The sequence below is a fragment of the Vibrio sp. V15_P4S5T153 genome, from assembly GCF_963874485.1.
GTDB lineage: Bacteria > Pseudomonadota > Gammaproteobacteria > Enterobacterales > Vibrionaceae > Vibrio > Vibrio anguillarum.
In genome coordinates, this window is the sequence record NZ_CAWNHR010000011.1 from 1,164,068 (window position 1) to 1,191,031 (window position 26,964).

The 26,964-nt window shown below is 44.2% G+C and carries 20 protein-coding genes; 4 read left to right on the forward strand and 16 right to left on the reverse strand.

Annotation, left to right across the window (positions count from 1 at the left end; all coding sequences use genetic code 11):
- Positions 1-57 precede the first annotated feature (57 nt).
- On the forward strand, positions 58-1,347 hold the full coding sequence (bioA, locus tag AACT42_RS07125; RefSeq protein ID WP_094132233.1) for an adenosylmethionine--8-amino-7-oxononanoate transaminase: 1,290 nt from the start codon (positions 58-60) through the stop codon (positions 1,345-1,347).
- A gap of 79 nt (positions 1,348-1,426) precedes the next feature.
- On the opposite strand, the gene serS is transcribed toward bioA, so the two are convergent.
- The 4 genes from serS to AACT42_RS07145 all read right to left on the reverse strand — a co-directional run bounded on the left by serS (position 1,427) and on the right by AACT42_RS07145 (position 5,666).
- Positions 1,427-2,734, reverse strand: a complete 1,308-nt coding sequence (gene serS, locus AACT42_RS07130) for a serine--tRNA ligase (protein ID WP_013856507.1) — start codon at positions 2,732-2,734, stop codon at positions 1,427-1,429.
- 102 nt (positions 2,735-2,836) lie between these two features.
- Complete coding sequence (locus AACT42_RS07135; protein ID WP_026028684.1) at positions 2,837-4,186, reverse strand: replication-associated recombination protein A; 1,350 nt, start codon at positions 4,184-4,186, stop codon at positions 2,837-2,839.
- A gap of 30 nt (positions 4,187-4,216) precedes the next feature.
- On the reverse strand, positions 4,217-4,819 hold the full coding sequence (gene lolA, locus AACT42_RS07140) for an outer membrane lipoprotein chaperone LolA (protein WP_047687948.1): 603 nt from the start codon (positions 4,817-4,819) through the stop codon (positions 4,217-4,219).
- A 190-nt stretch (positions 4,820-5,009) separates the two neighbouring features.
- The gene (locus AACT42_RS07145; protein ID WP_017042318.1) at positions 5,010-5,666 is read right to left on the reverse strand and encodes a YecA family protein; all 657 of its coding nucleotides are present in this window, start codon (positions 5,664-5,666) and stop codon (positions 5,010-5,012) included.
- A gap of 62 nt (positions 5,667-5,728) precedes the next feature.
- Here AACT42_RS07145 and dusC point away from each other — a divergent pair, with 62 nt between their 5' ends.
- A complete protein-coding gene (gene dusC, locus AACT42_RS07150) occupies positions 5,729-6,685 on the forward strand; it encodes a tRNA dihydrouridine(16) synthase DusC (protein WP_088721490.1) in 957 nt (318 codons plus the stop codon).
- Positions 6,686-6,786: 101 nt separating this feature from the next.
- Here dusC and AACT42_RS07155 read toward each other — a convergent pair whose 3' ends face one another.
- The 4 genes from AACT42_RS07155 to yfbV form a co-directional block, all read right to left on the reverse strand.
- Positions 6,787-7,581, reverse strand: a complete 795-nt coding sequence (locus AACT42_RS07155; RefSeq protein WP_010319725.1) for an ABC transporter ATP-binding protein — start codon at positions 7,579-7,581, stop codon at positions 6,787-6,789.
- On the reverse strand, positions 7,578-8,522 hold the full coding sequence (locus tag AACT42_RS07160) for an ABC transporter permease (RefSeq protein ID WP_017050406.1): 945 nt from the start codon (positions 8,520-8,522) through the stop codon (positions 7,578-7,580). Before AACT42_RS07160 ends, AACT42_RS07155 begins: the two co-directional genes overlap by 4 nt.
- Positions 8,523-8,581: 59 nt before the next feature.
- Complete coding sequence (locus AACT42_RS07165; RefSeq protein ID WP_013856501.1) at positions 8,582-9,547, reverse strand: ABC transporter substrate-binding protein; 966 nt, start codon at positions 9,545-9,547, stop codon at positions 8,582-8,584.
- Positions 9,548-9,904: 357 nt separating this feature from the next.
- Positions 9,905-10,357, reverse strand: coding sequence for a terminus macrodomain insulation protein YfbV (gene yfbV / locus AACT42_RS07170; RefSeq protein ID WP_017045157.1), 453 nt, complete (start codon positions 10,355-10,357; stop codon positions 9,905-9,907).
- 348 nt (positions 10,358-10,705) lie between these two features.
- Between yfbV and AACT42_RS07175 the strand changes: the two genes are divergently transcribed.
- Both AACT42_RS07175 and pta read left to right on the forward strand, forming a co-directional pair.
- On the forward strand, positions 10,706-11,902 hold the full coding sequence (locus AACT42_RS07175) for an acetate kinase (protein WP_013856499.1): 1,197 nt from the start codon (positions 10,706-10,708) through the stop codon (positions 11,900-11,902).
- A 172-nt stretch (positions 11,903-12,074) separates the two neighbouring features.
- Positions 12,075-14,219 (forward strand): phosphate acetyltransferase, encoded by a 2,145-nt coding sequence (gene pta, locus AACT42_RS07180; RefSeq protein ID WP_013856498.1) that lies wholly within the window; start codon positions 12,075-12,077, stop codon positions 14,217-14,219.
- Between the two features lie 79 nt (positions 14,220-14,298).
- Here the strand turns inward: pta and AACT42_RS07185 are convergent, their stop codons facing one another.
- From AACT42_RS07185 to AACT42_RS07220, 8 genes are all read right to left on the reverse strand, one after another.
- On the reverse strand, positions 14,299-15,249 hold the full coding sequence (locus tag AACT42_RS07185) for a glutathione S-transferase family protein (protein WP_094132232.1): 951 nt from the start codon (positions 15,247-15,249) through the stop codon (positions 14,299-14,301).
- Between the two features lie 197 nt (positions 15,250-15,446).
- Positions 15,447-16,439: a murein tripeptide/oligopeptide ABC transporter ATP binding protein OppF gene (oppF, locus tag AACT42_RS07190; RefSeq protein ID WP_010319732.1), complete on the reverse strand. Its 993-nt coding sequence runs from the start codon at positions 16,437-16,439 to the stop codon at positions 15,447-15,449.
- Positions 16,436-17,407, reverse strand: coding sequence for an ABC transporter ATP-binding protein (locus tag AACT42_RS07195; RefSeq protein WP_010319733.1), 972 nt, complete (start codon positions 17,405-17,407; stop codon positions 16,436-16,438). The genes oppF and AACT42_RS07195 overlap by 4 nt, the downstream gene beginning before the upstream one ends.
- Positions 17,408-17,429: 22 nt before the next feature.
- Complete coding sequence (gene oppC / locus AACT42_RS07200) at positions 17,430-18,332, reverse strand: oligopeptide ABC transporter permease OppC (RefSeq protein ID WP_026028150.1); 903 nt, start codon at positions 18,330-18,332, stop codon at positions 17,430-17,432.
- Between the two features lie 15 nt (positions 18,333-18,347).
- Positions 18,348-19,268 carry an oligopeptide ABC transporter permease OppB gene (gene oppB / locus AACT42_RS07205; RefSeq protein WP_013856495.1) on the reverse strand — a complete coding sequence of 307 codons (921 nt, stop codon included), beginning with the start codon at positions 19,266-19,268 and terminating at the stop codon, positions 18,348-18,350.
- A 118-nt stretch (positions 19,269-19,386) separates the two neighbouring features.
- Positions 19,387-21,018 (reverse strand): ABC transporter substrate-binding protein, encoded by a 1,632-nt coding sequence (locus AACT42_RS07210; RefSeq protein WP_141192786.1) that lies wholly within the window; start codon positions 21,016-21,018, stop codon positions 19,387-19,389.
- 522 nt (positions 21,019-21,540) lie between these two features.
- A complete protein-coding gene (locus AACT42_RS07215) occupies positions 21,541-23,319 on the reverse strand; it encodes an EAL domain-containing protein (protein ID WP_017048098.1) in 1,779 nt (592 codons plus the stop codon).
- Positions 23,316-26,882 carry an ATP-binding protein gene (locus AACT42_RS07220; protein WP_094183106.1) on the reverse strand — a complete coding sequence of 1,189 codons (3,567 nt, stop codon included), beginning with the start codon at positions 26,880-26,882 and terminating at the stop codon, positions 23,316-23,318. Before AACT42_RS07220 ends, AACT42_RS07215 begins: the two co-directional genes overlap by 4 nt.
- Between the last annotated feature and the right edge of the window lie 82 nt (positions 26,883-26,964).

Consider the following 26,964-nt stretch of genomic DNA (forward strand, 5'->3'; position numbering starts at 1 on the left):
AAAACTCAAGTTTACGTTTGATTAATATTTAAACAAACCCAGCAATATGGACTGATCATGGATTTACTCTTCGACCGCCAACATATCTGGCATCCCTACACTTCAACGCTGACGCCATTGACTTGTTATCCCGTCACTCACGCTCAAGGTGTCCATCTTTATTTGGAAGATGGGCGACGCTTGATTGATGGAATGTCCTCTTGGTGGGCAACTATTCATGGTTATAACCATCCACACCTTAATTACGCTGCGCATCAGCAAATTGATAAAATGTCACACGTGATGTTTGGCGGTATCACACATCAACCCGCCATTACGCTTTGTAAAAAATTACTGGCATTAGCGCCAAGCAATCTTGAGCACGTATTTTTAGCCGATTCTGGCTCCGTCGCCGTGGAGGTCAGTTTAAAAATGGCGCTGCAATACTGGCATGCAAAAGGTCAACCACGAGCGAAATTTCTCACCTTACGTCATGGCTATCACGGCGATACGTTTGCCGCAATGTCAGTCACTGACCCAGATAACTCGATGCATTCGCTCTACAAAGGTTTTTTGCCGCAGCATATTTTTGCCGATTCGCCAACTTGCGGTTTTTGGGATGAGTGGGATGAACGCGATCTCGATGATTTTCGAGAGAAAATAATGCACGCTCATCAAGAGCTTGCGGCGGTGATTTTAGAACCAATTGTGCAGGGTGCTGGCGGTATGCGTATCTATCATCCTCAGTTTTTAAAAGGCGTGCGTGCACTTTGCGATCAATATGGTTTGCTACTGATTGCCGATGAGATTGCAACTGGATTTGGCCGTACTGGAAAGCTCTTCGCCTGTGAGCACGCTAATATCGCGCCTGATATTTTATGTGTCGGCAAGGCCTTAACGGGTGGCTATATGACGCTTTCGGCCACACTGGCGACCAAGCAAGTCGCCGATACGGTTTGTGCTGGCGAAGCGGGCTGCTTTATGCATGGGCCAACCTTTATGGCTAACCCATTGGCGTGCGCCGTCGCCTGCGCTAGCTTAGAGCTCATCGAACAGGGCGATTGGCAACAGCAAACCCAGCGTATTGAAGCGCAATTTGCTCATTTACTGCCCATGCTTAACCGTTTTGAGATGGTAAAAGAGACGCGCTGGCTGGGCGCTATCGGCGTGATTGAAACGCATCGCCCTGTCAATATGGAAGTCATTCAAGCGCTATTTGTTGAGCAAGGGGCCTGGATCCGTCCTTTTGGCTGTTTAATCTATGTGATGCCACCGTTTATTAGCCAAGTAGATGACATTGAAAAACTGATCAACGCTGTAGCGGTGGCATTGCAAAATTCGCAATGCTTTCAAATCGATGGGGCTTAAATAGAACCGACATAGAATATTGATGCATAAAAAAACCGACTCGCAAGTCGGTTTTTTTACTGTGTTTAACGCATCATGATTAACCGATATGCGTTGCGCCACCCATGTATGGTTGCAGTACGCTAGGAACGGCAATACGGCCATCGGCTTGTTGGTTGTTTTCCAAAATGGCTACCATAGTACGACCCACAGCAAGGCCTGAACCGTTCAGCGTGTGTACAAGCTCAGGTTTATTGCCGCCTTTGCGACGGAAACGGGCTTGCATACGACGCGCTTGGAAATCCCACATGTTTGAGCAAGAGGAGATCTCACGGTATGTGCCTTGCGCAGGAACCCACACTTCTAGATCGTAAGTTTTGCGAGAGCCAAAGCCCATGTCACCTGCACACAACACCACTTTACGGTACGGCAGTTCAAGCAATTTCAGCACTTTTTCCGCATGACCGGTTAACTCTTCCAGCGCCGCCATTGAATCTTCTGGGCGCGTAATCTGAACCAATTCGACTTTATCAAATTGGTGCATACGGATAAGACCACGTGTATCGCGACCATACGATCCCGCCTCAGAACGGAAACAAGGTGTATGAGCCGTCATTTTAAGTGGCAGATCGGCTTCGTCAGAAATGGTGTCACGCACCAAGTTCGTTACCGGTACTTCAGCCGTTGGGATAAGAGACAGTTTACGTGGCTCTTCATCATTCACTTTTTCAGTTAGTGGCTCAGTATGGAATAGGTCTTGACCAAATTTAGGTAGCTGACCAGTACCAAACAGGCTGTCAGCGTTGACAAGATAAGGGACATACATTTCTGTATAACCATGTTCTTGTGTGTGCAAGTCCAGCATGAACTGAGCAATCGCACGGTGTAGGCGAGCAAATTGGCCTTTCATCACGATAAAGCGAGCGCCAGTAATTTTAGTCGCACTAGCAAAATCTAAACCACCAGCCATTTCGCCAAGATCAACGTGATCTCTGAGCTCAAAATCGTAAGTTTTAGGTTCGCCCCAACGAGAAACTTCTACGTTGTCATTTTCATCTTTACCGTCAGGAACCGATTCATCTGGTACGTTGGGTACAGACATAGTAATCGCATCCAATTGTGCTTGGATGTCATTCAACTGCGCTTTTTTCGCGTCTAAGTCACTGCCTAGAGAGCCGATTTGTAGCTTGACTGCTTCTGCGCCCGCTTTGTCGCCGGCGGCCATTTTTTGGCCAATTTCTTTGGAGATGGAGTTGCGCGAGGATTGTAAATTTTCAACTTCTACTTGAATGGACTTACGTTGTTCTTCAAGTTGACGAATTGTCTCAACGTCGAGTTTGAAACCGCGACGCGCTAATTTTGCAGCTGTTTCATCCAGCTCAGTGCGAAGTAATTTAGAATCCAGCATTGCTAATCCTATGCTTTTAGTTATGAAAAACGCGCCTGCATCCCTTTCTAATAAGAGCGACGCGTAGAGAAAATTGAACCCGACAAAGATAACGAAAAGAGACTATTTTTCATAGCGCTTTTGTGGGCTTTTTGCATCTAAACTAGCCAAGTAATCTAACTTTTCACCAATTTTGGTTTCTAAACCTCGATTTGTTGGCTGGTAGTAGCGTGTATCGCTCATTTCAGGCGGCAAATAACTTTCGCCAGCCGCGTAAGCTCCCGGTTCATCGTGGGCATAGCGATATTGTGCTCCATAACCAAGATCTTTCATCAAACTGGTTGGTGCATTACGCAAATGAGGCGGCACCTCATACTCTGGCAAATTATGCGCATCAGCTAAGGCTTGCTTCCACGCGCTATACACAGCATTACTTTTGGGCGCGCACGCTAAATAGACAATCGCTTGTGCAATCGCACGTTCACCTTCCGCAGGACCAACGCGGGTAAAACAGTCCCAAGCAGCGAGCGCCACCTGCATGCCTCTTGGGTCGGCGTTGCCAACATCTTCCGAAGCTATCGCCAATAAACGACGAGCGATATAAAGTGGATCGCAGCCTGCTGCGATCATTCTGGCCGACCAATACAGCGCCGCATCGGGGTTGGAACCTCGAATCGATTTATGCACCGCAGAGATAAGGTCGTACCAAATATCGCCTTTATTATCAAAGCGCGACACTTTTTCGCCTGCCACTTCGGCCAACAGTTTGAGCGTAATGAGCTTTTCACCTTGCGCATTCTCTTCGGCCATGTCGTACAGCAGCTCAAGATAATTGAGTGACATGCGCGCATCACCATTGACCAATTCAGCCAAACGTTCGAGCACGTTATCCATAAACTGCGCTGCAACTTTACCTAAACCGCGATCGGCATCGTTGATTGCTTGATTGAGCGCCAGCAAAATTTCATCGCTAGCCAGCGAGGTTAATTTGTACACCCGAGCACGAGATAGCAAAGCGTTGTTGAGTTCAAAAGAGGGATTCTCTGTCGTGGCACCAATGAAAGTCACAGTGCCATCTTCAATGTGTGGCAAAAAGGCATCTTGTTGAGATTTATTAAAACGATGCACTTCGTCTACAAACAAAATAGTACGTCGACCCGCCATTTTATTTTCGCGCGCTTTTTCAATGGCAGCACGGATCTCTTTAACGCCAGAAGTCACCGCAGAAACACGTTCAACCTCTGCATTGGCGTAATTCGCCGCCACTTCAGCCAAGGTCGTTTTACCCGTACCGGGCGGCCCCCACAAGATCATCGAATGAATATGACCAGCCTCTAATGCACGCCGCAAGGGTTTACCCACACCTAAAATGTGCTGCTGGCCAATATACTGCTCAACCGTCTGAGGGCGCATTCTAGCGGCCAACGGACGGAAATCTTCATCACCCGAAAAATCTAAGCTGTAGTTACCCACACTATAGTTACTCACGCCTTAGTCCCTATCTCAATTACGTTGATCATCAACCTCGACACCTTGCGGGATCTGGAACGTGAAACGCGCTTTAGCGGCCGGTGTTAGTTGTACATCGCTAAACGTAAACAGACTCTTCTGTCCATCTTGTTCAATCACGTTAAAACCTTTCACGATCCCTTTCTCATCAATCGCTATCTGAAACTGCCCTTGGTTTGAATCTACCGCGGTTGGCGTTAGGGTGAAATCATCACCGTTTTGTGCAACCTTGTAGTGATCCCAATCACTGGCGCGATTACGAGTCAGCAACACAAAAGGAGTTTGTTCCGTCGCTTGTTCTTGATTATAAATACTCACTTGTTCGATAAATGGACTGTAATACCACAAGGTTTTACCATCAGACACCAGTAAGTTTTCATCAGGAGCGGTCGTTTGCCAACGGAAAAGGCTTGGCCGAACAATATCAACTTTCCCCTGACCTTCCATCACAATATCACCTTCAGGGCTGATCACTTGCTGGGCAAAGGTAGCGCTAAAACCAGCGTTCAGCGCGAGGCGTTGGCTCAACTCGTCTTTTGGCGCAGCCAAAACAGCGACAGAAAAACTACACAGCAACAGGGCTAACACTCTTTTCATGATTACCACACTCCATGGATAACAATTTTTTGTCTATAACGTTTTCTATAACGTTTATTGATAAGGCCCTCTTCTCTTAAGAAGCATTCGCTTATCAGAACAACTTATTTATCAGAATAACTCGTTTATAAGGGCTTATTTGCTTGGGTTTGTCAGCGTTTTGTTGAGATTAAACCTCAGGCGGCGTACTTTACTGGCCACAGCACTGTTTGAATTTTTTGCCACTAGCGCACGGACAAGGATCATTGCGTCCAATCCCTTTAAATGGGTTAACCCGCTGAGTTTTCATGCCGAGCATTAATTCATCAGCCATTAACGCCACTTCAGTGATCATGACATCCAACTGCTCAGCAAAATCACTCAAACTGGGTGGTGTTGTAAAACCCGCTTCGCTCATCTGCTGCTGTGTTTGTGTTTCATCGATGGCTAACATGAAGGTGGTCAACAAAGCTTGCAGCATGCGCAGGCTGCCATCACCAATTTGAGTCTCTAACCATTGCGGTTCAACGACTGGCCAGATGCTCATAAACCCTTCAGCAAAATCAGCCCACTGAGTCGCATTATCTAGCAAGGCTAACGCCGAATATTCGCTACGTTTGAGCAAGTTATATTGCAGATTAATTTGCGCCATCACCGCTGGTTCAAGTGCTTTGACTTGCTCCCCCACTAAAGGTTCTAACCAAGTTGTGGGTTCTAACGGCTTAGTGGCGAAATTGGATGCCAAAATAGCCCCTTCAAAAAAATGAGCGGATTGAGGAGCTGATTGAGGAAGAGAGAGCAATGAGTAGGTCATGAAAATCTGTACAGTTAAAATGGTTGACCAGGGATTATATACCAACTCTTGCATTTAGTGACTTTTGATTCGGTAACCACTACAATCTCGCCTCGAATTTTTAAGGCGAAATGATGATGCGTGTAATTTTAGGCCCAATGGAGGGTGTGCTAGACCACTTGATGCGTGAACTGCTCACCCAGATGAATGATTACGATCTGTGCGTGACTGAATTTGTGCGTGTCGTTGACCAATTATTGCCTGACCACGTTTTTTATCGCCTTTGTCCTGAACTGAAAACAGGCTCAAAAACACAAGCAGGTGTTCCCGTGCACGTTCAACTGCTCGGCCAAGAGCCACATTGGATGGCAGAAAATGCCGCACGAGTTGCTGAATTAGGCGCGCACGGCATTGACTTGAACTTTGGTTGCCCAGCGAAAACGGTCAACAAACACAAAGGCGGTGCGGCGCTGTTACAACATCCGGAATTGATTTATCAAGTGGTAAAATCATGCCGAGATGCGGTACCGAAAGCGATCTCTGTTTCGGCTAAAATCCGCTTAGGTTGGGAAGACCCTAACGACTGCTTTGAAATTGTCGATGCGATTGAACAAGCTGGAGCAAACGAGCTCACAGTTCATGCCCGAACAAAAGCGGGCGGTTATCGCGCCAGTGAAATTAAGTGGGATTACATTAATCAGATACGCCAGAAGACGTCTCTGCCTCTGATCGCTAATGGCGAAATTTGGAACTATGACGATGGTCAAGCCTGTATTAAAGCAACGGGCGTAGAGTCATTGATGGTTTGTCGAGGCGCATTCAACGTTCCCAATTTAGGCAATGTGGTGAAACATAACCATAAAGTGATGCCTTGGCATGAAGTGGTTGATCTGCTCCTGCGCTATTCGCAATTTGAAATTAGAGGCGATAAAGGCTTTTACTATCCCAACCGAGTCAAGCAATGGTTTACCTACTTGCGTCAAGAATATCCTCAAGCTAACGAGCTATTTCGCGAAATCAGGACCTTCACCAAATCGGAACCTATCGTGGAGCACATTCAGCGTTACCGTGATCGGTTACAAAACACCTTGTAATGCGTTTTCTTCAGGCTTTCTCAACATCACGCCGAGAAAGCCTGTTGCTGCTTAGTCAACCACTGTGTTAACTAACCCTCTGTGATAACGAAATAAAACCATTAACTGAGTAGAAGGCTATCATCTGCCAGCTCTTCGCCTCGAACTTTCGAAAACATTTCCAGTAGATCAGGCACTTTCATATTGGCACGCTGCTCACCAGACACATCAAGAACAATTTCACCTTGGTGAAGCATTACAGTGCGATCACCACACGCTAAGGCATCTTTCATCGAGTGCGTTACCATCATCACCGTCAAGTTAAATTCTTTGACGATTGTTTTGGTCAAATCAATGATAAAGGCCGCCATTCTAGGGTCCAGAGCCGCAGTGTGCTCATCAAGCAGTAACAATTTACTGTCAGATAAGGTTGCCATCACTAAGCTAACCGCTTGACGCTGCCCACCAGACAGTAGGCCGATGTTATCGCCTAAACGATCTTCTAATCCCAAACCAAGGATAGCGATTCGCTCTTGAAACAACTTGCGACGTGATGAAGAAAGTGACAGCCCCCACCCTCGGCGCTTGCCGCGCATGTAGGCTAAAGCCATATTCTCTTCAATGGTTAAATCGCCACATGTACCGGCAAGTGGGTCTTGGAACACGCGAGCGCATAAACGTGCACGCTGATCCACGCTCTGGCGCGTGACATCGACTTCATCGATGAGTACTTTGCCTGCCATCATGGGCGTTTCGCCCGTTACAGCGCCTAATAATGTCGATTTCCCAGCACCATTTGAGCCAATCACAGTTAAAAATTGATGTTCAGGTACTTCGAGGTGAACACCTCTTAACGCTCTATTTTCTAAAATTGTGCCAGGGTTAAACGTGACTTGAATATCTTCTAAACGAATCATAATGTTTCTCCTGACGCTTTATCCTGCTTAGCAACAACCGACTTCTGAGCAGGAGAATTACCCTTTTTTGCTTTGAAGTTCCTTTTCATTTTTGGCGCAATCAGTGCAATGGCCACCAGCACAGCAGTAACTAAGTTGAGATCAGACGCCTGCAAACCGAACATGCCCGAGCTCAAAGCAAAGGCGACCGCTAAACGGTACAGCACTGAACCGACGATGACCGCCAGCACTGCAACCCAGATCCGGCGACCAGGGATCAACGTCTGCCCCAAGATCACAGCAGCAAGGCCAACGACAATCGTCCCTACGCCCGAAGTTACATCAGCAAAACTGTTGGTTTGCGCAAACAGTGCCCCAGCAAAACCGACAAAACCATTCGATAACGCAAGAGCAAAATAGGTATAAAACGAGGTGCTTCCGCCTTGTGCTCTCACCATGCGGGCATTAACGCCCGTAGCACGCAGTCCAAGTCCAAAGTCACTGTTTAATAATCGCACCACAAACCAGGCCGACATCAAGACTAATACACCCACGACCAGCGGGCGAATGTAAACCGAGTCACCCATGGCTTCAAAGGGCGTAAGAATGGTCTCCTCCCCAAGCAGAGCAATATTGGGGCGTCCCATAATACGAATATTGATGGAGAAGGCGGCAATCATGGTGAGAATCGACGCCAATAGATGCAAAATACCGCAGCGAACCGCAAGAAATGCAGTCACCCAACCGGTAAAGGCACCCGCAAGTATTGCCATTCCTGTAGCGACCCAAGGGTTAATACCTGCCACAATCGCCGTTGCGGCCACCGCAGCGCCCATCGGGAAGCTGCCGTCAACGCTTAAATCGGGGAAATCAAGGACACGGAAAGTGAGGTAAACACCCAATGCCACTAATCCGTACAGCAGCCCTATCTCTAGAGCGCCAAAAAAAGCAAAAGCAGACATAACAACTCCTTTCTCTGCTTAAACAGAGCTAAAGCCTTCGCTCTAGCTCTGAATGGTCTTTATTTTACGCTCGTAGCACGATCAAGTACTGACTGAGGAATCGTTACGCCCAGTTTTTCCGCTGCGGTTTTGTTGATCATTAAATCAGACCCTTTGGCCACTTTAACATCCAGTTTACCCGGTGCTTGGCCTTCCAAGATAGCGACAACATAGTCCGCGGTTTGTACGCCAATTTGGTAATAATCAAAGCCAAGGCTAGCAATCGCTCCGCGTTCAACATAAGAGGTTGCTGCGCCAAATACTGGGGTCTTAGCTTGGTTTGCCGAAACAATCATCCCTTCAATCGCACTGGCGACGGTATTATCAATCAAGGCATAGATAATGTCTGATTTTGAGGCAATCGCCTGTGTCGCAGTTTGTACGTCTGCGCTTTTTAAGGCTGTCGCTTCAATAAGTTTAATGCCATGTTTTTGAGTGCTCGATTTAAGCAGTTCCATCAAGCTCACTGCATTAGCCTCACCGGGGTTATACACTACACCGATAGATTTCACGTTTGGCATGATCTCTTTGATCAGCTCAACGTGCTGTTCAACTGGCGATAGATCAGAAAGCCCGGTCACGTTTTTACCCGGTTGCTCAAGTTTTTTCACCAATTTAGCACCGACAGGATCGGTCACCGCCGTGAACACGACAGGAATAGTTTTGGTTGCAGAGACGAGCGCTTGCGCCGTGGGGGTTGCGATGCCGACTAACACATCAGGATTTTCCCCGACAAATTGGCGCGCAATTTGAACAGCAATCGCTGGGTTGCCTTGCGCGGTTTTAAAATCAAAATCTAGATTTTTGCCTTGTTCATAACCTTTTGCTTTTAAACCATCAAGTAAACCTTGTCTGGTTGCGTCTAAAGCTGGGTGCTCAACAATTTGCGATACGGCGACTTTCGCTGTTTTGGCCATGATGCTTGTGGAAGAGAGTAATACTGCTCCTGCAAAAACGGCGGTAACAATGGCTTTGCCTGCTTTCATCTTAACTCCTTGATTTAAGCATTATACCCTTCCTACTTAAAGCGGTAGCAGTGCTAGCAAATGCGCTCATCCCGTTAACACAATTAACCTGTGCCACATTAGGATTCATCCCATTGCAGATTGCTTACAACTTCATATTGTTTGGGTATACATGTTGGATGTTGTGTTTTTAATATTTTTATGTACGCGCACTGAGCGTCGCTGACAACATTATTACCAGTAACTCAGGCTAAAGGGAAGTGAGGTTTAACAGTAAAGTAACAAAAAGAGAGATAAGAATAAGGCGAAAGTTGAATAACAAAGAGGAGTTCACTGCGGAAGTCCTCTTTGCCTTTTATTCACATGCTAACTGGGTGGCTAGAACCAGCGTTCTAACGCGGCTTCATCTAACTGACGGAATGCTCGGTTGAGGATAGCAGCGAGCTCTTTGTATCTCGGCTTCGCTTTGATTGGCTCTAAAGCAAAACCAGTATCGACAATCTTCTGGTACAGCTCTCGGTACCACCCAGCAAGCGAAGGTGGAAGTTGGGTATTGGCGCGGTTTCCCAGCCACCACATACCTTGTAGCGGTAAGCTTATGGCAAAAAGTGCCACTACCACTGCTTGGGGCATCGCCTGTGTATTTTCAAAAACCATCTGTGTCAGTACACTGATTGCGGCGATAGCTGGCATAGCCTTCACGCCAAAACGCGTGGCTTTAATGATCCGTTGCTCAGGAAAAATGAGGCCTAGCTCTTTGCGCACAGGCCAAACATCCATATATTTCTGACCATCTTTCAGGCTGTGAACGATTCCAACTTTGTTATTCATAGCGCGCCCTCACTCTCGATGCTGCCCATTCAACTAAAAAATAGTTTAATGATTCAACTAATCTAGTAAAAAATTGATAGAAGTTAATATTATTTCAATTTTTTTTTGTTATATTGGCCCATTATCGCTATTCTTTGCGAGCCCTCAATCTCATTGTTGCCGTTATTTACAATTTAGGCAACTCCGAGATGAAATCTGCAAGGAATGCATCGACGACTTTACGTTAAAAGCCCCGTCTCATTATACGGAAATTCAAGTTTTATTGACCAAGATTAGTAGCGCTCCACAACGGTTCTACTATTCTTGTGAATGATTTTTATCCTAACCGATTATTACAGGTAGTCACACATGTCTAAGCTAGTTTTAGTTTTAAACTGCGGTAGTTCTTCTCTTAAATTTGCTGTTGTCGATGCAGAAACAGGTGCTGAGCACCTATCAGGTCTTGCTGAATGTCTTCACCTTCCTGAAGCACGTATCAAGTGGAAACTTGACGGTAAACACGAAGCGCAACTAGGCGAAGGTGCAGCGCACGAAGAAGCACTCGCGTTTATGGTTGAAACTATTCTTGCTTCTAAGCCAGAGCTTAAAGCTAACCTTGGCGCTATCGGTCACCGTATCGTACACGGTGGTGAGCAGTTCACTCAATCTGCACTTATCTCTGATGATGTACTGAAAGGTATTCAAGACGCTGCAACCTTTGCACCGCTTCATAACCCAGCACACATCATCGGTATCGAAGCCGCTAAGAAAAACTTCCCTGAGCTTCAAAACGTAGCTGTGTTTGATACTGCGTTCCATCAAACTATGCCTGAAGAGTCTTTCCTATACGCTCTTCCGTACAATCTATACAAAGAGCACGGTATCCGTCGTTATGGCATGCATGGTACTTCACACTTATTCATCACTCGTGAAGTTGCAGGCCTACTCAACAAGCCAGTTGAAGAAGTTAACATCATCAACTGTCACCTAGGCAATGGTGCTTCTGTTTGTGCGATCAAAAACGGTCAATCAGTTGATACTTCAATGGGCCTAACGCCGCTTGAAGGTTTGGTGATGGGCACACGTTGTGGTGACATCGACCCTGCGATCATCTTCCACCTGCACGATGCACTGGGTTACTCTGTTGATCAAATCAACACTATGCTAACCAAAGAGTCTGGCCTACAAGGCTTAACTCAAGTGACTTCGGATTGCCGTTTTGTTGAAGATAACTACGGTGAGAAAGAAGAAGCGACTCGTGCAATGGACGTGTTCTGCCACCGCCTAGCAAAATACGTGGCTGGCTACACAGCAAGCCTTGACGGTCGCCTAGACGCTATCGTCTTCACTGGTGGTATCGGTGAGAACTCAGGCCCTATCCGTGAAATGGTACTAAACCGTTTGGCTATCTTCGGTATCGAAGTCGACAGCGCAGCAAACCTAAAAGCACGTTTTGGCGGCGAAGGTGTGATCACAACGGCAAACAGCCGTATTCCAGCTATGGTTATCTCGACCAATGAAGAGCTAGTGATTGCTGAAGATACTGCTCGTCTGGCAGGCCTTTAATTGACTTTCTGGCTAACTCTCTGAGTTAGCCAGTTTTTTACCGGGGCTCAACCCTTAGTTTCTAGCGATTTAGGTCAGCAGGCTTATTTCCGAAGAAGGTCATGTTGGGCTTTGTTCCTTTTTCAATCTAGTTTCGGTTAGATTGATTTCAATAGTTTGAGGTACTCTACTCATGTCCCGTACTATTATGCTTATCCCTATCAGCGCTGGTGTTGGTCTTACCAGCGTGAGCATGGGTGTCCTTCGCGCCATGGAGCGTAAAGGTGTTAGCGTTTCTTTTTATAAGCCTATTGCACAACCTCGCTCGGGTGGCGATCAACCTGATCTCACTTCAACGATTATCGGTCGCAACAGCGACATCAGCATTGCAGAACCGATGATGATGTCAGCGGCAGAAACGTTGATCGGTAGCGAAAAGATGGATGTGTTGCTTGAAACCGTCGTTGAGCGTTACAACCACATCAATAAAGATTCTGAAGTAACGCTGATTGAAGGCCTTGTGCCAACACGCAAACACCCATTCGCGAACCAAGTGAACGCAGAAATTGCCAAAACACTGGGCGCAGAAATTGTGTTTGTCGCGACACCGGGAACAGACAACCCAACTCAGTTGAAAGAGCGTATTGAAGTTGCGTGCTCAAACTTTGGTGGAACAAAAAATAAAAACATTTCAGGTGTTATTATCAACAAGCTTAATGCCCCTGTTGATGAAGCAGGTCGCACTCGCCCTGACTTATCAGAAATTTTTGATGATGCAGATAGCGCGAAACAAGCTAATTTAGAAGTGATGCAGATCTTCAACACCAGCCCAATTCGTGTGTTAGGTTGTGTGCCTTGGAGTATCGATCTTATCGCGACTCGTGCTATTGATATGGCCAAACACCTGAAAGCTGAAATCATTAATGAAGGTGAAATTAAGTCTCGCCGTATTAAGAGCATCACTTTCTGTGCGCGTTCTTTGCCACACATGATTGAGCACTTTAAGCCAGGATCACTCTTAGTGACATCGGCCGATCGTCCTGACGTGATTGTTGCCGCCTCTCTGGCCGCAATGAATGGCGTTGAAATTGGTGCGGTACTGCTGACTGGCGGTTACGATATGCCACAAGAGATTGTGAACCTATGTAAACCAGCCTTTGAAAGCGGATTGCCTATTTTTAAAGCGCAAGGTAACACTTGGCAAACGTCACTCAACCTGCAAAGCTTTAGCCTAGAAGTTCCAGCTGACGATAAAGAACGTATCGAGTTCATCAGCGATCATGTTGCTAGCCACATCGATGGCCCTTGGATTAATTCGCTCACTGAGGGCACGCAAGGTATTCGTCGCCTTAGCCCGCCAGCATTCCGTTACCAGTTAACTGAGTATGCTCGTCGTGCAGGTAAACGTATTGTGCTTCCTGAAGGGGATGAACCACGCACAGTGAAAGCGGCCTCTATTTGTGCTGAGCGCGGTATTGCGACTTGTGTTCTACTTGGTAACCCTGATGAAATCCGCCGTGTTGCTGCGCAGCAAGGCGTTGAGTTAGGTGCTGGCGTTGAAATTATCGATGCTGACTCAGTGCGCGAAAACTACGTTGCTCGCTTGGTTGAGCTGCGTGGTTCAAAAGGCATGACGGAAGTTGTGGCTCGTGAAAAACTGCAAGATTCAGTATTCCTTGGCACAATGATGCTTGAAGCGGATGAAGTTGACGGTTTGGTTTCTGGTGCGGTTCATACCACAGCCAACACCATTGTTCCTCCATTCCAAATCATTAAGACCGCGCCAAATGCCTCGATTGTATCCTCTATCTTCTTCATGCTATTGCCTGATCAAGTGTTGGTATACGGCGACTGCGCCATCAACCCAGATCCAAATGCTGAACAGCTTGCTGAAATTGCGATTCAATCGGCCGATTCTGCGGCAGCATTCGGCATTGACCCGCGCGTGGCGATGATCTCCTACTCGACAGGTGAATCAGGTAAGGGTGCTGATGTAGATAAAGTGCGTGAAGCGACGCGCATTGCTCAAGAGAAACGTCCAGATCTTATTATCGACGGTCCTTTGCAATACGATGCTGCAATCATGGAAAACGTGGCGGCTTCTAAAGCACCAAACTCTCCAGTCGCTGGTAAAGCAACGGTATTTGTCTTCCCTGACCTAAACACAGGTAATACAACTTACAAAGCTGTACAACGCTCAGCAGACCTTGTTTCTATCGGTCCAATGCTGCAAGGCATGCGTAAACCAGTAAACGATTTGTCTCGCGGTGCGTTGGTTGACGATATTGTTTACACAATCGCGTTGACGGCGATTCAAGCAAGCCAAGAAACAAAATAAAATTCTTAGCTTAACTTGCTGATTATAAGGCTCTTATGTATCACATAAGAGCCTTTTTTATAGCACACTTCCACCCTCGTTATAACCCAATAAAGCCGCGCTCATGGGGCGTATCAAGATCAAGATCCGGCCCCTTAGGTACCACTTGCGTTGGGTTAATGCCGATATGGCTGAAATAATAGTGGCGTTTGATGTGGTAAAAATCGGTCGTTTGTTTGATTCCGTCAATTTGGTACAGCTCTTTTAAGTAACCGCTTAAGTTCTCATAATCGGCGATCCGCTGTTTATTGCATTTAAAATGCCCGACATAAACAGCGTCAAAACGGATAAGTGTAGTGAATAAACGCCAATCCGCCTCGGTGATCTGGTTACCGATCAAGTAACGATGCGTTGCTAGATGGTTGTTGACCTTATCTAACGCAGTGAAAAGTGCATCATAAGCATCGTCATAAGCCTCTTGCGTGGTCGCAAACCCACATCGATAAACGCCATTATTAATATTGGGGTAGATATACGCATTCCATTCATCGATAGCTTTGCTGAGTACTTGCGGATAGTAGTCGTGCTGGTTACCCGTTAACTCATTAAAAGCACTGTTAAACATGCGAATAATCTCAGAAGATTCATTGCTAACAATGGTATTGGTCTTCTTATCCCACAGCACAGGTACAGTTACTCGCCCTGAATAATCTACCTTTGCTTTGGTGTAGATTTGATGGAGCTTGGTATAGCCGAACAGAGGTTCAGGGATACCAAAAGACCAACCTTCACTTAGCATGTCAGGACAAACGACAGTGACATCAATGTGTTCGGTGAGTGATTTGAGTTGATGAAAAATCAATGTACGGTGAGCCCAAGGGCATGCCAAAGAGACATACAAATGATAACGGCCCGATTCTGGTTGAAATCGTGCATCTGGCTGGCTGTCGACCCAGTGTCTGAATCCTGCATCTTCGCGTACAAAATGCCCAGCGCTGCTTTTGGTGTCATACCAAACATCGTGCCAGACGCCTTCAACTAATTTTCCCATAATCTCCACTCCTCATTCCGATGACTTTTTTATTATAAGTAGGATAGAAAATGGTAAAACCGGAGGAAGTTGTCCTTGTTATTCAGAAATTTTGAACAGTGCGATTTATCTATACCCGATTTGTCTATACCTAAGCGCACAGATAAAAAAAGCGCGACCCAGAAATTCGTCGCGCTTAAGCCTGTCACAGGCTAAATTTAGAGTTCGACATGCAAACAAGACACAGCATGTTCATCACTACCTTTAATCTGCGGTTTTTGCTGGGCGCAAATTTCCGTCGCTTGAGGACAGCGGGTACGGAAAACACATCCAGAAGGCGGGTTGATTGGCGAGGGTAAATCCCCTTCTAGCATCTGAATTTTCTTAGCACGCTCCAGTTTTGGATCTGGAATTGGCACAGCCGACATCAAAGCTTTGGTGTAAGGGTGTGATGGATTCGCAAACAACGCCTCAGAGGTGCCAAGCTCGACCGCATTGCCTAAATACATCACGAGTACACGATCAGAGATGTGTTTCACTACCGATAAATCATGGGCAATAAAAACCAAACTTAAACCAAGCTCATTTTGCAGCTCTTTGAGCAGGTTAACCACCTGCGCTTGGATTGAAACATCCAAAGCAGAAACTGGCTCATCACAGATGATCATTTTCGGTTTTAAAATGAGCGCACGGGCAATACCAATACGTTGACACTGGCCACCAGAGAATTCATGGGGATAGCGGTTAATGACGTTCGGCAATAAACCGACTTTTGTCATCATCTCTTTTACACGATCCTTTACTTCTTGCTTCGAAAGTTCTGGATAAAAGGTTTGAAGTGGCTCTGCAATAATATCGCCAACCGACATTCTTGGGTTCAATGACGCCAGTGGGTCTTGGAAAATCATCTGAATTTGCTTACGGGTTTTGCGACGCTCAACCTCATGCATTTTCGTCAAATCATTTCCTAGCCACACCACTTCACCCTCGGTGGCTTCGACTAAACCAATGATCGCTCGCGCAAAAGTAGACTTTCCGCAACCTGATTCGCCTACTACACCGAGAGTTTCACCCTCATATAGGCGCACATTAACGCCATCTACGGCTTTTAGGTTGGATGGTTTAGACCACGGCCACGCGGATTTAGAGGCAATATTGAAGTGAACTTTGAGGTTCTTTACATCTAGTAATAATGGTTTTTGTTCGCTCATTTAACCCAAGCCTCCCAATCAGAAAAACAGGCACGTTGGCGACCATCGGCAAATGGCAATAAAATAGGTGCTTCACGTTTACAGCGTTCTGTCACTCGGTGGCAGCGCTCTTGATAAGGACAACCCGGTGGCAATCGTAGCAAGTTAGGTGGGTTTCCAGGAATTGTTGGTAATATTTCACCTTCCGTATCCAAACGAGGAATGGCTTTTAATAAGCCTTCAGCGTAAGGGTGACTCGGGTTGTAGAAAATCTCATCCACAGAGCCATATTCCATCGTACGCCCAGCATACATTACCAATACTTTGTCACATGAACCCGCAACCACACCCAGATCATGGGTGATCATGATAATGGCGGTATTAAATTCGCTTTTGAGTTCATTCAACAAATCCATAATTTGGGCTTGCACCGTTACGTCCAATGCGGTGGTGGGTTCATCAGCAATCAGTAACTTAGGCCGGCATAGCAACGCCATTGCAATCATAACGCGTTGACGCATACCACCAGAAAACTCATGCGGATACATGGTAATTCGCTTACGCGCTTCGGGGATTTTAACCGCCTCTAGCATACGTACCGACTCTTCAAACGCAGCCGACTTACTCATTCCTTTGTGCAGCATCAGCACTTCCATCAACTGCTCGCTGACCTTCATATAAGGATTCAGTGACGTCATTGGATCTTGGAAGATCATCGCAATTTGTTCAGCGCGCACTTTGTTCAAGGCTTTTTCTGGCAAATTGAGGATCTCTTTCCCTTCAAATTTTGCGCTACCCGTGATAATACCATTTTTGGCAAGTAGACCCATAATAGCGAACACGGTTTGCGATTTACCAGAGCCAGACTCCCCTACGATACCGAGGGTTTCGCCTTGCTCCAGTGAAAAAGTTAAATCGTTGACAGCGGTAACAATACCATCTTGAGTGGTAAATTCGACCCGCAGATCTTTGACATCTAATAAGCTCATTATTGCTTCCTTAATCTTTTAATTATCGGTCTTTAGGATCAAGCGCATCGCGCAGACCATCACCGACATAGTTAAAGCAAAACAGGGTGACCACCATGAACGCGGCTGGAAAAGCAAGTTGCCAAATAGCGACTTCCATTGTTTGTGAACCTTCTTGTAGAAGTGCTCCCCAGCTTGTCATCGGCTCTTGAACACCAAGACCAAGGAAAGATAAAAATGACTCTGTCAAAATCATACTTGGGATCAACAGCGTCGAATAGACCGCTACAATACCCAACACGTTTGGCACAATATGACGTGTAATAATTTTCCAGTTGCTGACGCCACACACATGCGCCGCTTCAATAAACTCCTTGCTGCGTAGGCTCAAGGTTTGGCCACGCACAATTCGCGCCATATCAAGCCATGCAATCGCACCGATAGCGACGAAGATAAGTACGATATTGCGGCCAAAAAACGTGACCAACACAATCACAAGGAACATGAAAGGAACAGCGTATAGAATCTCCAAAATACGCATCATAATGCGGTCTACTTTACCGCCGATGAAGCCCGACGCCGCACCATAAAGTGTGCCGATCAGAACAGCAACCAGCGCGCCCATTACGCCAACCATCAGCGAAATTCGCCCACCAACTAAGGTACGCACATACAAATCACGCCCAAGGCTATCGGTGCCGAACCAATGATCCGCATTGGGCCCAACGTGCATTGAATACCAGTCCGTATTGTCATAGGTATACGGGGCCATCATCGGTAGTACGATCACCGCAAGGGTCATCATCGTCAAAATACACAAACTGACCATTGCCGCTCTGTTACGCATAAAGCGAATTCGCGCATCTTGCCATAAGCTGCGGCCAGCTATTTCTAAGTTTTCAGAAAACTTCTCAACCGCGGCTAGGTTTTCTCTTTTCGTTAACATAACCATACGTCCCTGTTAGTAGCGAATTTTCGGGTCAATGACCGCAAGCAAAATATCAACAATGGCGTTGAAAAGAATAAATAGGAAACCAATTAAAATGGTTACACCCATCACCAATGAGTAATCGCGGTTAAATGCAGCGTTAACAAACAGCTTACCGATACCCGGTAGACCGAAAATCGTTTCAATCACCACAGACCCCGTAATAATACCGACAAATGCAGGCCCCATATACGACACAACAGGCAGTAAAGCTGGCTTCAAAGCATGGTTAACAACGATATAGGGATAACTCAACCCTTTCGCGCGTGCCGTGCGAATAAAGTTACTGTTGAGTGTTTCTATCATTGAACCACGGGTGATACGGGCAAAGGTGGCAATATAGAGCATCGACATACCCAGCACTGGCAGTACTAAATATTGGAAACTTCCATCTAACCAACCACCAGCTGGGAATATTTTCCAATGCAAGGAGAAGAGATAAATTAAAGCTGGGGCGAGAACAAACGACGGCATCACCACGCCAATCATTGCCGTCGACATGATGGTGTAGTCAATCCAAGTGTTGTGTTTTAGTGCGGCAATCGTACCAATGGAAACACCCGCGATAACGGTAAAAATAAAAGCGATAAAGCCGACTTTTGCCGAGACAGGCAAGGCAACGGCGATCAATTCATTCACCGTATAATCTTGGTATTTGAATGATGGGCCAAAATCACCTTGCAAAATATTGGTCAAGTAGGTGAAGTATTGCTCAGACACGGGTTTGTCTAAGCCATATTTGGCTTCAATGTTGGCCATCACTTCCGGTGGTAAAGGACGTTCGCTTGAGAATGGGTTACCAGGAGCGAAACGCATGAGAAAGAAAGATACCGTGATCAACACCAACATGGTTGGTATCGCTTCTAATATCCTTTTTGCGATGAATTTAAGCATAAACTCACTCTTTCAGTCTGTGACAATGAAAATTAGAAAGACGCTGCATGTAAATTACTATCTGAAGATAGCTACATGCAGTGTCTAAGTCGTTATATTTTTATCAGCGTAAGTGGACTTACTTTGCTGTGATATAAAGATCTTTTGAGTAGATCTTCTCTTCCGCGTTATTCATCGGGAAGCCGCCTACATTAGGAGATAATAAACGAGATTTAACATACTGATAGATAGGGGCAATCGGCATATCTTTGGTTAATAGTTTTTCTGCATCCAGATATAGCTTAGTGCGCTCCTCTTCAGAGGTTGATTTTAACGCTTTATCAATAATTGCATCGTATTCAGCGCTTTGGTAGTGCAAACCACCCGTGGTGTTATTGCTCACCATTAAGGTTAGGAATGAAGACGCTTCATTATAGTCACCACACCAACCAGCACGTGCCACTTCAAAGTTACCTTGATCTTTAGAATCTAGATAGGTTTTCCACTCTTGGTTCTCTAATACGACATTAATACCGAGCGTTTTTTTCCACATAGAACCCAGTGCTACAGCGATTTTCTTGTGGTTTTCCGATGTATTGTAGAGGAGGCTGAATTTCAGAGGGTTGTCTTTATTAAAGCCCGCTTCAGCCAACAATTTTACCGCTTCTGCATCGCGCTCTTTTTGCGTCATCTTGCCATATGCTGGCATTTGAGGATTAAAGCCCGCCGTAATTTCAGGTGTTAAGAAATAAGCTGGTTTTTGGCCTTGACCTAAAATCGCATCACTCACAATGTTACGGTCGATAGCGTAAGAAATCGCTTTACGCACACGAACGTCGTCAAATGGTGCCTTTTTGGTATTGAACAGGTAGTAATAAGTACACAAGTTACCCTGAATCGATACTGATTCTGGATGCTCTTTCTTCAGACGCTTAAAATGCTCGGTGGGTAATTCATAAGAGATATCGATTTCACCTGATAAGAAACGGTTCATTTCTGATACTTGGTTTTCAATAGGCAGGAAGGTAACTTTGTTAATGACTGTTTTGTCATTGTCCCAGTATTGCTCGTTACGCTTTAGTACTAAACGCTCATTGACAACCCATTGATCAACAACGTAGGCACCGTTACCAACAAAATGCTCAGGCTTGGTCCATTGGTCACCAAACTTTTCTACGGTTGCTTTATGAACGGGTTTCACGGTTGTGTGGCCCATCATCATGACGAAATAAGGCACAGCATCTTCAAGCTCAACAACGAGTGTGTGGTCATCTTTAGCTTTAACACCAAGCTCACTTTTGTCTTTCGTTCCTGCCACAATATCTTTTGCATTCTTCATCTTAGTATATTCCATATACCAAGAATAAGGAGAAGCCGTTACAGGATCGACTGCACGTTGGAAGCTGAAAACAAAATCACCAGCCGTGACAGGATCACCATTTGACCATTTTGCATTTTTGCGCAAATGGAAAATGAATGTTTTGTTGTCTGCCGTTTCCCAACTTTCTGCAACCCCAGGAATGGTTTTACCATCCGCGTCTTGGTTCACAAGCCCTTCCAATAAGTCACGAATTACGTGCGACTCAGGAACACCTTGGGATTTGTGAGGATCGAGTGTGGCGACTTCAGTACCGTTACCACGAACGATTTCCTGAACTTTGGCCAATTTGGTGCCGGCTGGAACATCAGCCGCGATAGAAAAAGTAGAAGTGGCAGCCACTGCCATACCCGCCCCTAGAAGAAGGGCTTGGGTGATTTTATTTTTATACATGCATAAACTCCAAGTTTTTATTTTTGCATCCATGACTTCCTTGAGAGCTCTCTAGCATCGCTAGAACTTTAGATTTATTTAGCGCAAAAACTAAGCAGAAAAATCTAAAAACTCCTAAGGATAGCGGCACACATTAGCAACCATTGAAGTAATTTGCCATAAAATCGTAGCAAAAAAATGCATAATTCCATGGTTTACCTAATGGAATAGATAAATAGCCCAACAATTAACTCAAACTCAGTGAATTAAAGTTACCAAGCGCTATCTGGTCAGACCATAGTGCTAAATCATCTAGTGTTGAGTACATTTTCAGCACGTTTCACTGGAAAATCAGCCTTTTTTTAACATCTTAGTTACGTTAGATCTAACTTAAAGGGATAATCCTGCCATCTGAAAATAAAATCCGTGAAGAGTGTCACTAAAATCGATTAACAATAAATTAACAACGTGTTGATTGGTAATAATAAATAAACACTTTCACCGAAAAGTGTAATCTAATGCTTACGCAAATCGACATTCAGTTTAAGCGATGCTCAAACTGGCACTAAGATGATCGAGCTCAATGTAACGAATCAGCTCCATGGCCGAACGAATGCCCAATTTACTTTGAATTCTCGCTTTGTAAGTACTGACTGTTTTCTGATTAATATCCAGTTGATTAGCTATCTGCTTATTGGTCAAACCTTGAATCAACAAATTTGCCACACTCAACTCTCTGCTGGATAGTCTTTCATTGAGTCGAAAACTAGGTTGAAAATTAACTGTTCGCCCAACCTCCCCCATTATGCTCTGAATGGTGTCAGTCAATGCAGCTGATTTCACAATGTGGCGCGCATGTGCAAGTTCTGCAGATATTGCTTCATGATATTCATTGAGAAAAATAAGTCTTCCCTTAAAATTCATCGATTCAATATGCTGATGCAACTGCAAACTAGCGTCTTTACTGCAGTAGCTATCCACAACCACTAAATTAAAAGGTAAATCACGCAATCTCTTTACAGCGCAAGCGAGATCACTGGCAACGACCACCTGCGTAACGCGTTTTTCTCTCATCAACATTTTTCTTAGGGCATTAGCGCTAGTCGAATTTTCTCCAACTAATAAGCAATACACACCATCTTCAATACTTTGATGGCTTAACTGCTTGCTGATATTTTTGCTATACAGTTCAGCGAGATCGCCAATCGGCATCGGCATCGCCGAATAATAACCTTGACAAGTATCCACGCCTAAATGACGTAAATATTGCCAAGTATCTTCATCCTCCACACCTTCGACAACACAATGCAAGCCTAAGGATTGCGCTAGCAATAAGCACATGTTGGTGAGTTGCTGGTTTTTATAATTGGTGGAGAGATCACGGACAAAGCTTTGATCTACTTTAAGTTCTGTAAAGGGTAATTTCGAGAGCTGACTTAGAGAGGCGTAGCCTGTGCCAAAATCATCAATGGATAAACCAACACCATGCATTCTTAAACGCGCAAGATTAGCCAGTGATGCTGTCGTACCGTTATAGACATGATCTTCTGTGAGCTCGAGCGTAAGTTTATCGGTGGGAAACGCGTATTTGTGACAGAGAGTAAGAATGGGGTCACAGATCAGCTGTTGTAAATTACTCTGGGAGATATTGATTGATAACTGGAGATCGGCTGACAAACTGCCTAAAGCCGATAATGCTTTATCCAAAACAATTAAAAACAGCTTATCCATCAAATTCAGCTCTTCAATAAGAGGCAGAAAATGCGCAGGGCTTAATACACCATGAACTGGGTGATCTAATCGGACAAGTGCCTCGACTCCAACCATGGCACCCGTTTTAAAATCAAACTGAGGTTGATAGTAATTGAATAACCAATCTTCACTGAATGCTGTTTCTATCTCTTTGTACCCTAATGAGATAGGCGTAATGCTTGCGGCCTGTTGTTCACACTTCACATGAAACGCATGAATCACGGTTTCAAGTTGCTCAATAGAATAGGGTTTTCGTAAAACATCGACAAAATTAAAGCTCGCTAAACAGCACATGTTATAAGTAAGGTCTAACACAGCATCATCAACAGCACTCAATATAATAATTCCGAGTGAAGGATGTTTATCCCCAAGCATCGACAAAAGCGTAACTCCGTCCATTTCCGGCATATGAATATCACAAAAAACCAGTGATATCTCTTTGCGCAAGCATAAAGCCAACGCTTGGTGTCCATTTGCTGCAATATCGACGTTATTCAACCCAAGTTGTCTGAGTTTCAGTTTCAAACTCGTGGCTTGAATTCGATCATCTTCGACAATCAAAATGTTCATTCGTCATCTACTCGTTGCTGTTTATCTAACCATTCTTGTGCTTGTGTAATCACGATTTTAATTTCCATTATCAGTCGTTGTTTTGCAGATACAACAGCTTGTGGTTCTAATTCGCGCTCCAAGCTAACCGCAAGACTCGCGAGATAATCCAGTTGAAGCGCCCCGGCAGAGCCTTTAACACGATGAGCTATCATTTTGTAATCAGAATCATGCTTTTCGAGTCTATCGACCTCGGCCGCTAAAGATTCTGCCACAACAGAAGCAATTTCACTTTTTTCACCCGGTAAAAAGCTCTCAAGCCAGCTTTTTGAGTCAGCATTTACTAAAGGATACATAGAAAGATAACCACTCAACATAGTATACAGCGACGCCAACGAATAGGGTTTATACAGCACGTGTTCCATACCTGACTGGTAAGCCTTCTCTGCGATCAACCGTGAGTCTTCCGCCGTACAACCGATAACCACCTTATATCTCTCTTGCGGAATATTATTTTTAACAAATCTTGCTAAAGCGAAACCATCCATTTTAGGCATATGGCAGTCCGTTAGTAGTAAATCGAACTGGCTGTCTTCGCTTTGTAAAAGGTGGCATGCCTCTTCTCCATCACCAACAATGGTTGCTTGCACACCAAGTTCATGCAGCTGTTTTTTTAATAACAAACGGTTAATAGCGTCATCATCAACCACCAAAACATGCCCACAAAGTTTCATTTTTTTCGGTTGAACCAGCACTTGTTCACTATCTTTTATCTTATCAATAAGCAGGTCAGGATAGAGATGTTTTTTGGTCATTATCGCGTCAAAATCGACCAAGGATACACCACCTTGACTCACCGAAACTTGCCAACACTTCAACCACTCGATAATGCGTTCGTTAGTGCAACGGTAGTTACGTTGACTCAACGGTTCAGATAGCGGCTCACCACAAATGGGAAGCACTATTGTTACTTGAGTCCCCTCATTCAGCGTACTGGAAACCGTGATATGACCATCCATTAGATTGACTAAATTCGATACTATTGACATACCAAGCCCAGTACCACCATATTGGCGAGTAATGGTTTTATCCGCTTGCATAAATGGCTTAAATAACGAATCCAAGTGCGCTTCATTCATTCCGCACCCCGTATCTTTTACGGCAAAGACTATCTGTTCTTCCGTCAATTCAACGTGGATCGAAACCGTACCTGCCGTAGTGAATTTAACAGCATTGGCTAATACATTGGTAAGAACCTGATTTAAGCGTAACGCATCAAACTTTGCGTAAATAATAGCTGTCGGCACCCAATCAACAACGAACTCAACGCCTTTCAACTTAGCACTCGCTTCAAAGCTTCTAATGGTGGGACATAACTCTTCTAAAATATTATGCTGGCGTATATCTAATTGTAATTGCTGAGCTTCCATTTTTGAAAAATCTAAAATCTCATGGACATGGTGCTTAATTCTCTCGGCAGAACGAATTGCATTCGTCAATAGCAAACGGCTCTCATCGTTTTTAATTCGAGTTGATAAAATCTCCATCAACCCTAGCATGGCCGCAATTGGCGTTCTAAGCTCATGACTCATTACAGCTAAAAAATGATTCCTCGCATCTACGGCTTCTAGTGCCTTATTATTAGAATCACGTAATGCTAATTCTGAGAGCTTGAGTTCTGTGATATCACTGCAAACGGTCAAGTAATGAGTATCCCCACTCTTGGGATGCGCAATCGATTCATGATTAATGACATAATATTTCTCATCAATCTGATAGTGTTTATTCGACAGATCGACAGATCCGATGCCAGTACATATGAGGCAATTCACATCATCACTAATTAGAGAAGCCTTGCTACATTGCTTATATGAACGGTTAGATAACACTACTTTCCCATTCACATCTGAAATAAAGATCATGCTGGGTATTTTATCGAGCAAATCCGTCAGCCATTGCACTTGAACTTCTGAAAGTTTTGAACTGATTTGACTGTATTTTAAGGAACTTTTTAACTTATAAAATATAATTATTCCAAATAATAATAAAAACAAAAAAATACACATTGCAATCAAAGAATAGATTATAACTTGCTGCTTATCATAACCATAATTCACATTCACTTTCTTATGGAGTGATTTTAGTGCATTAATCTCAGACTCAGTTACCATAGTTAAAGATCGGCTGAGCATTTCAAACAATATCGACTCATCCTTTCGAAAGACCATACCGATATTAATAGAGTAACCTTCATTATCTATTGCTGGAAGTATCAAGAACTTATCACCAAGATATGCCATTTGCTGATTTATAATATCTTGATTCATTAAGGCATGGGTTATCTTACCTGATTTTAAATCTAGAATAACCTTTTTAAGATCTCTATAAACTTTAACTTTTTTATTATCTTCATAGATTTTTAAGTGGCTATATAAGTAACCAGTACGATCTAATATCGCTAATTTTTTCTGTTGAAAAGGCTTTTTAGTGACCACATAACCAAATTGCAAATTAGTGTAAGATGGGGTCGCTATAAAATCACGATTATCGATATCATCGACACTTAATGAAGGCAATAAATCAACTTCATTATCGATAAGCATCTGTCTAATATCTCTGCCATTGGCCGGTACATACTGAAATTTAAGGAAGCTTTTTGATTCAATGAGCTTGAGTAAATCATGGACATATCCTTTCACCTGATTATCACCCTCATCACAATAAGAGAGTGGATATATATCTTCTTCTATGGTGTATCTGACAATTTGATTGCTATTTTCTTGACTTAATAATTTTAGGCTGTCTTTATTATTCAAAAAATAAATATTAGTCGAGTCTATCTTATTAGCTGTATTTCCAGTTGCTTCAGCAAGAATGAGTTTATCGAAAATGTTTTTTAATTCATTATTTTTCATCGGCAAAATGATTCTATTTATTTCGACACCTAATCGACCATCTGCAATAATCTCACCGTCATATCCAGAATTAGGGCTGATATAATGATTGAGTGATATATAATTGGTTATCGTTGCATCGGCTAAACCTTGCTTCATCATTTCTGATGATTCTAAGAAACTTTGTGCTAGTAATATGTGTGGGTAATGGCTCTGCTCTAATGTTTCACAATAAGATGAACCTTGTACGCAAACCCATTTCAAATGATTCATATCTTGCTGATTTAATTTTTTGTCCCTTAGCCAAATTACTCGTAGGTTATTATAGAGTGGCAAGGTAAATAAAATATTTTTTTCTCTCTCTTTTGTTTTGCTAAAACCAATGGCAAAATCCACATCACCACCATGCACAGCAGCGACAAGATCAGTTATCGATTGATAGCTACGATATTCAATTTTGACATCAAGCTCTTTTCCTATCCCTACCGCATAATCATGCTGAATACCGATTGTATTCTCAATGCCGCCCCAATAAGGTAGCCAAGGTTCAGACAATACACCCATTACAATGACTTTTTTTGTTTTTAAATAGGTACGTTCCGAATCTGATAAATAATCGGCGGCATAAACAGTATTAAAAAATATGTTAATTGCTAAAATTAACAGCAAGTAGATACGTAACAAATTCATTCTCGTGATATTGATTCCAATATCCAACTAGTTTAACGATCCTGCTCGTCATTGCCAAGAATAGGGCATCAGAACAAAACTG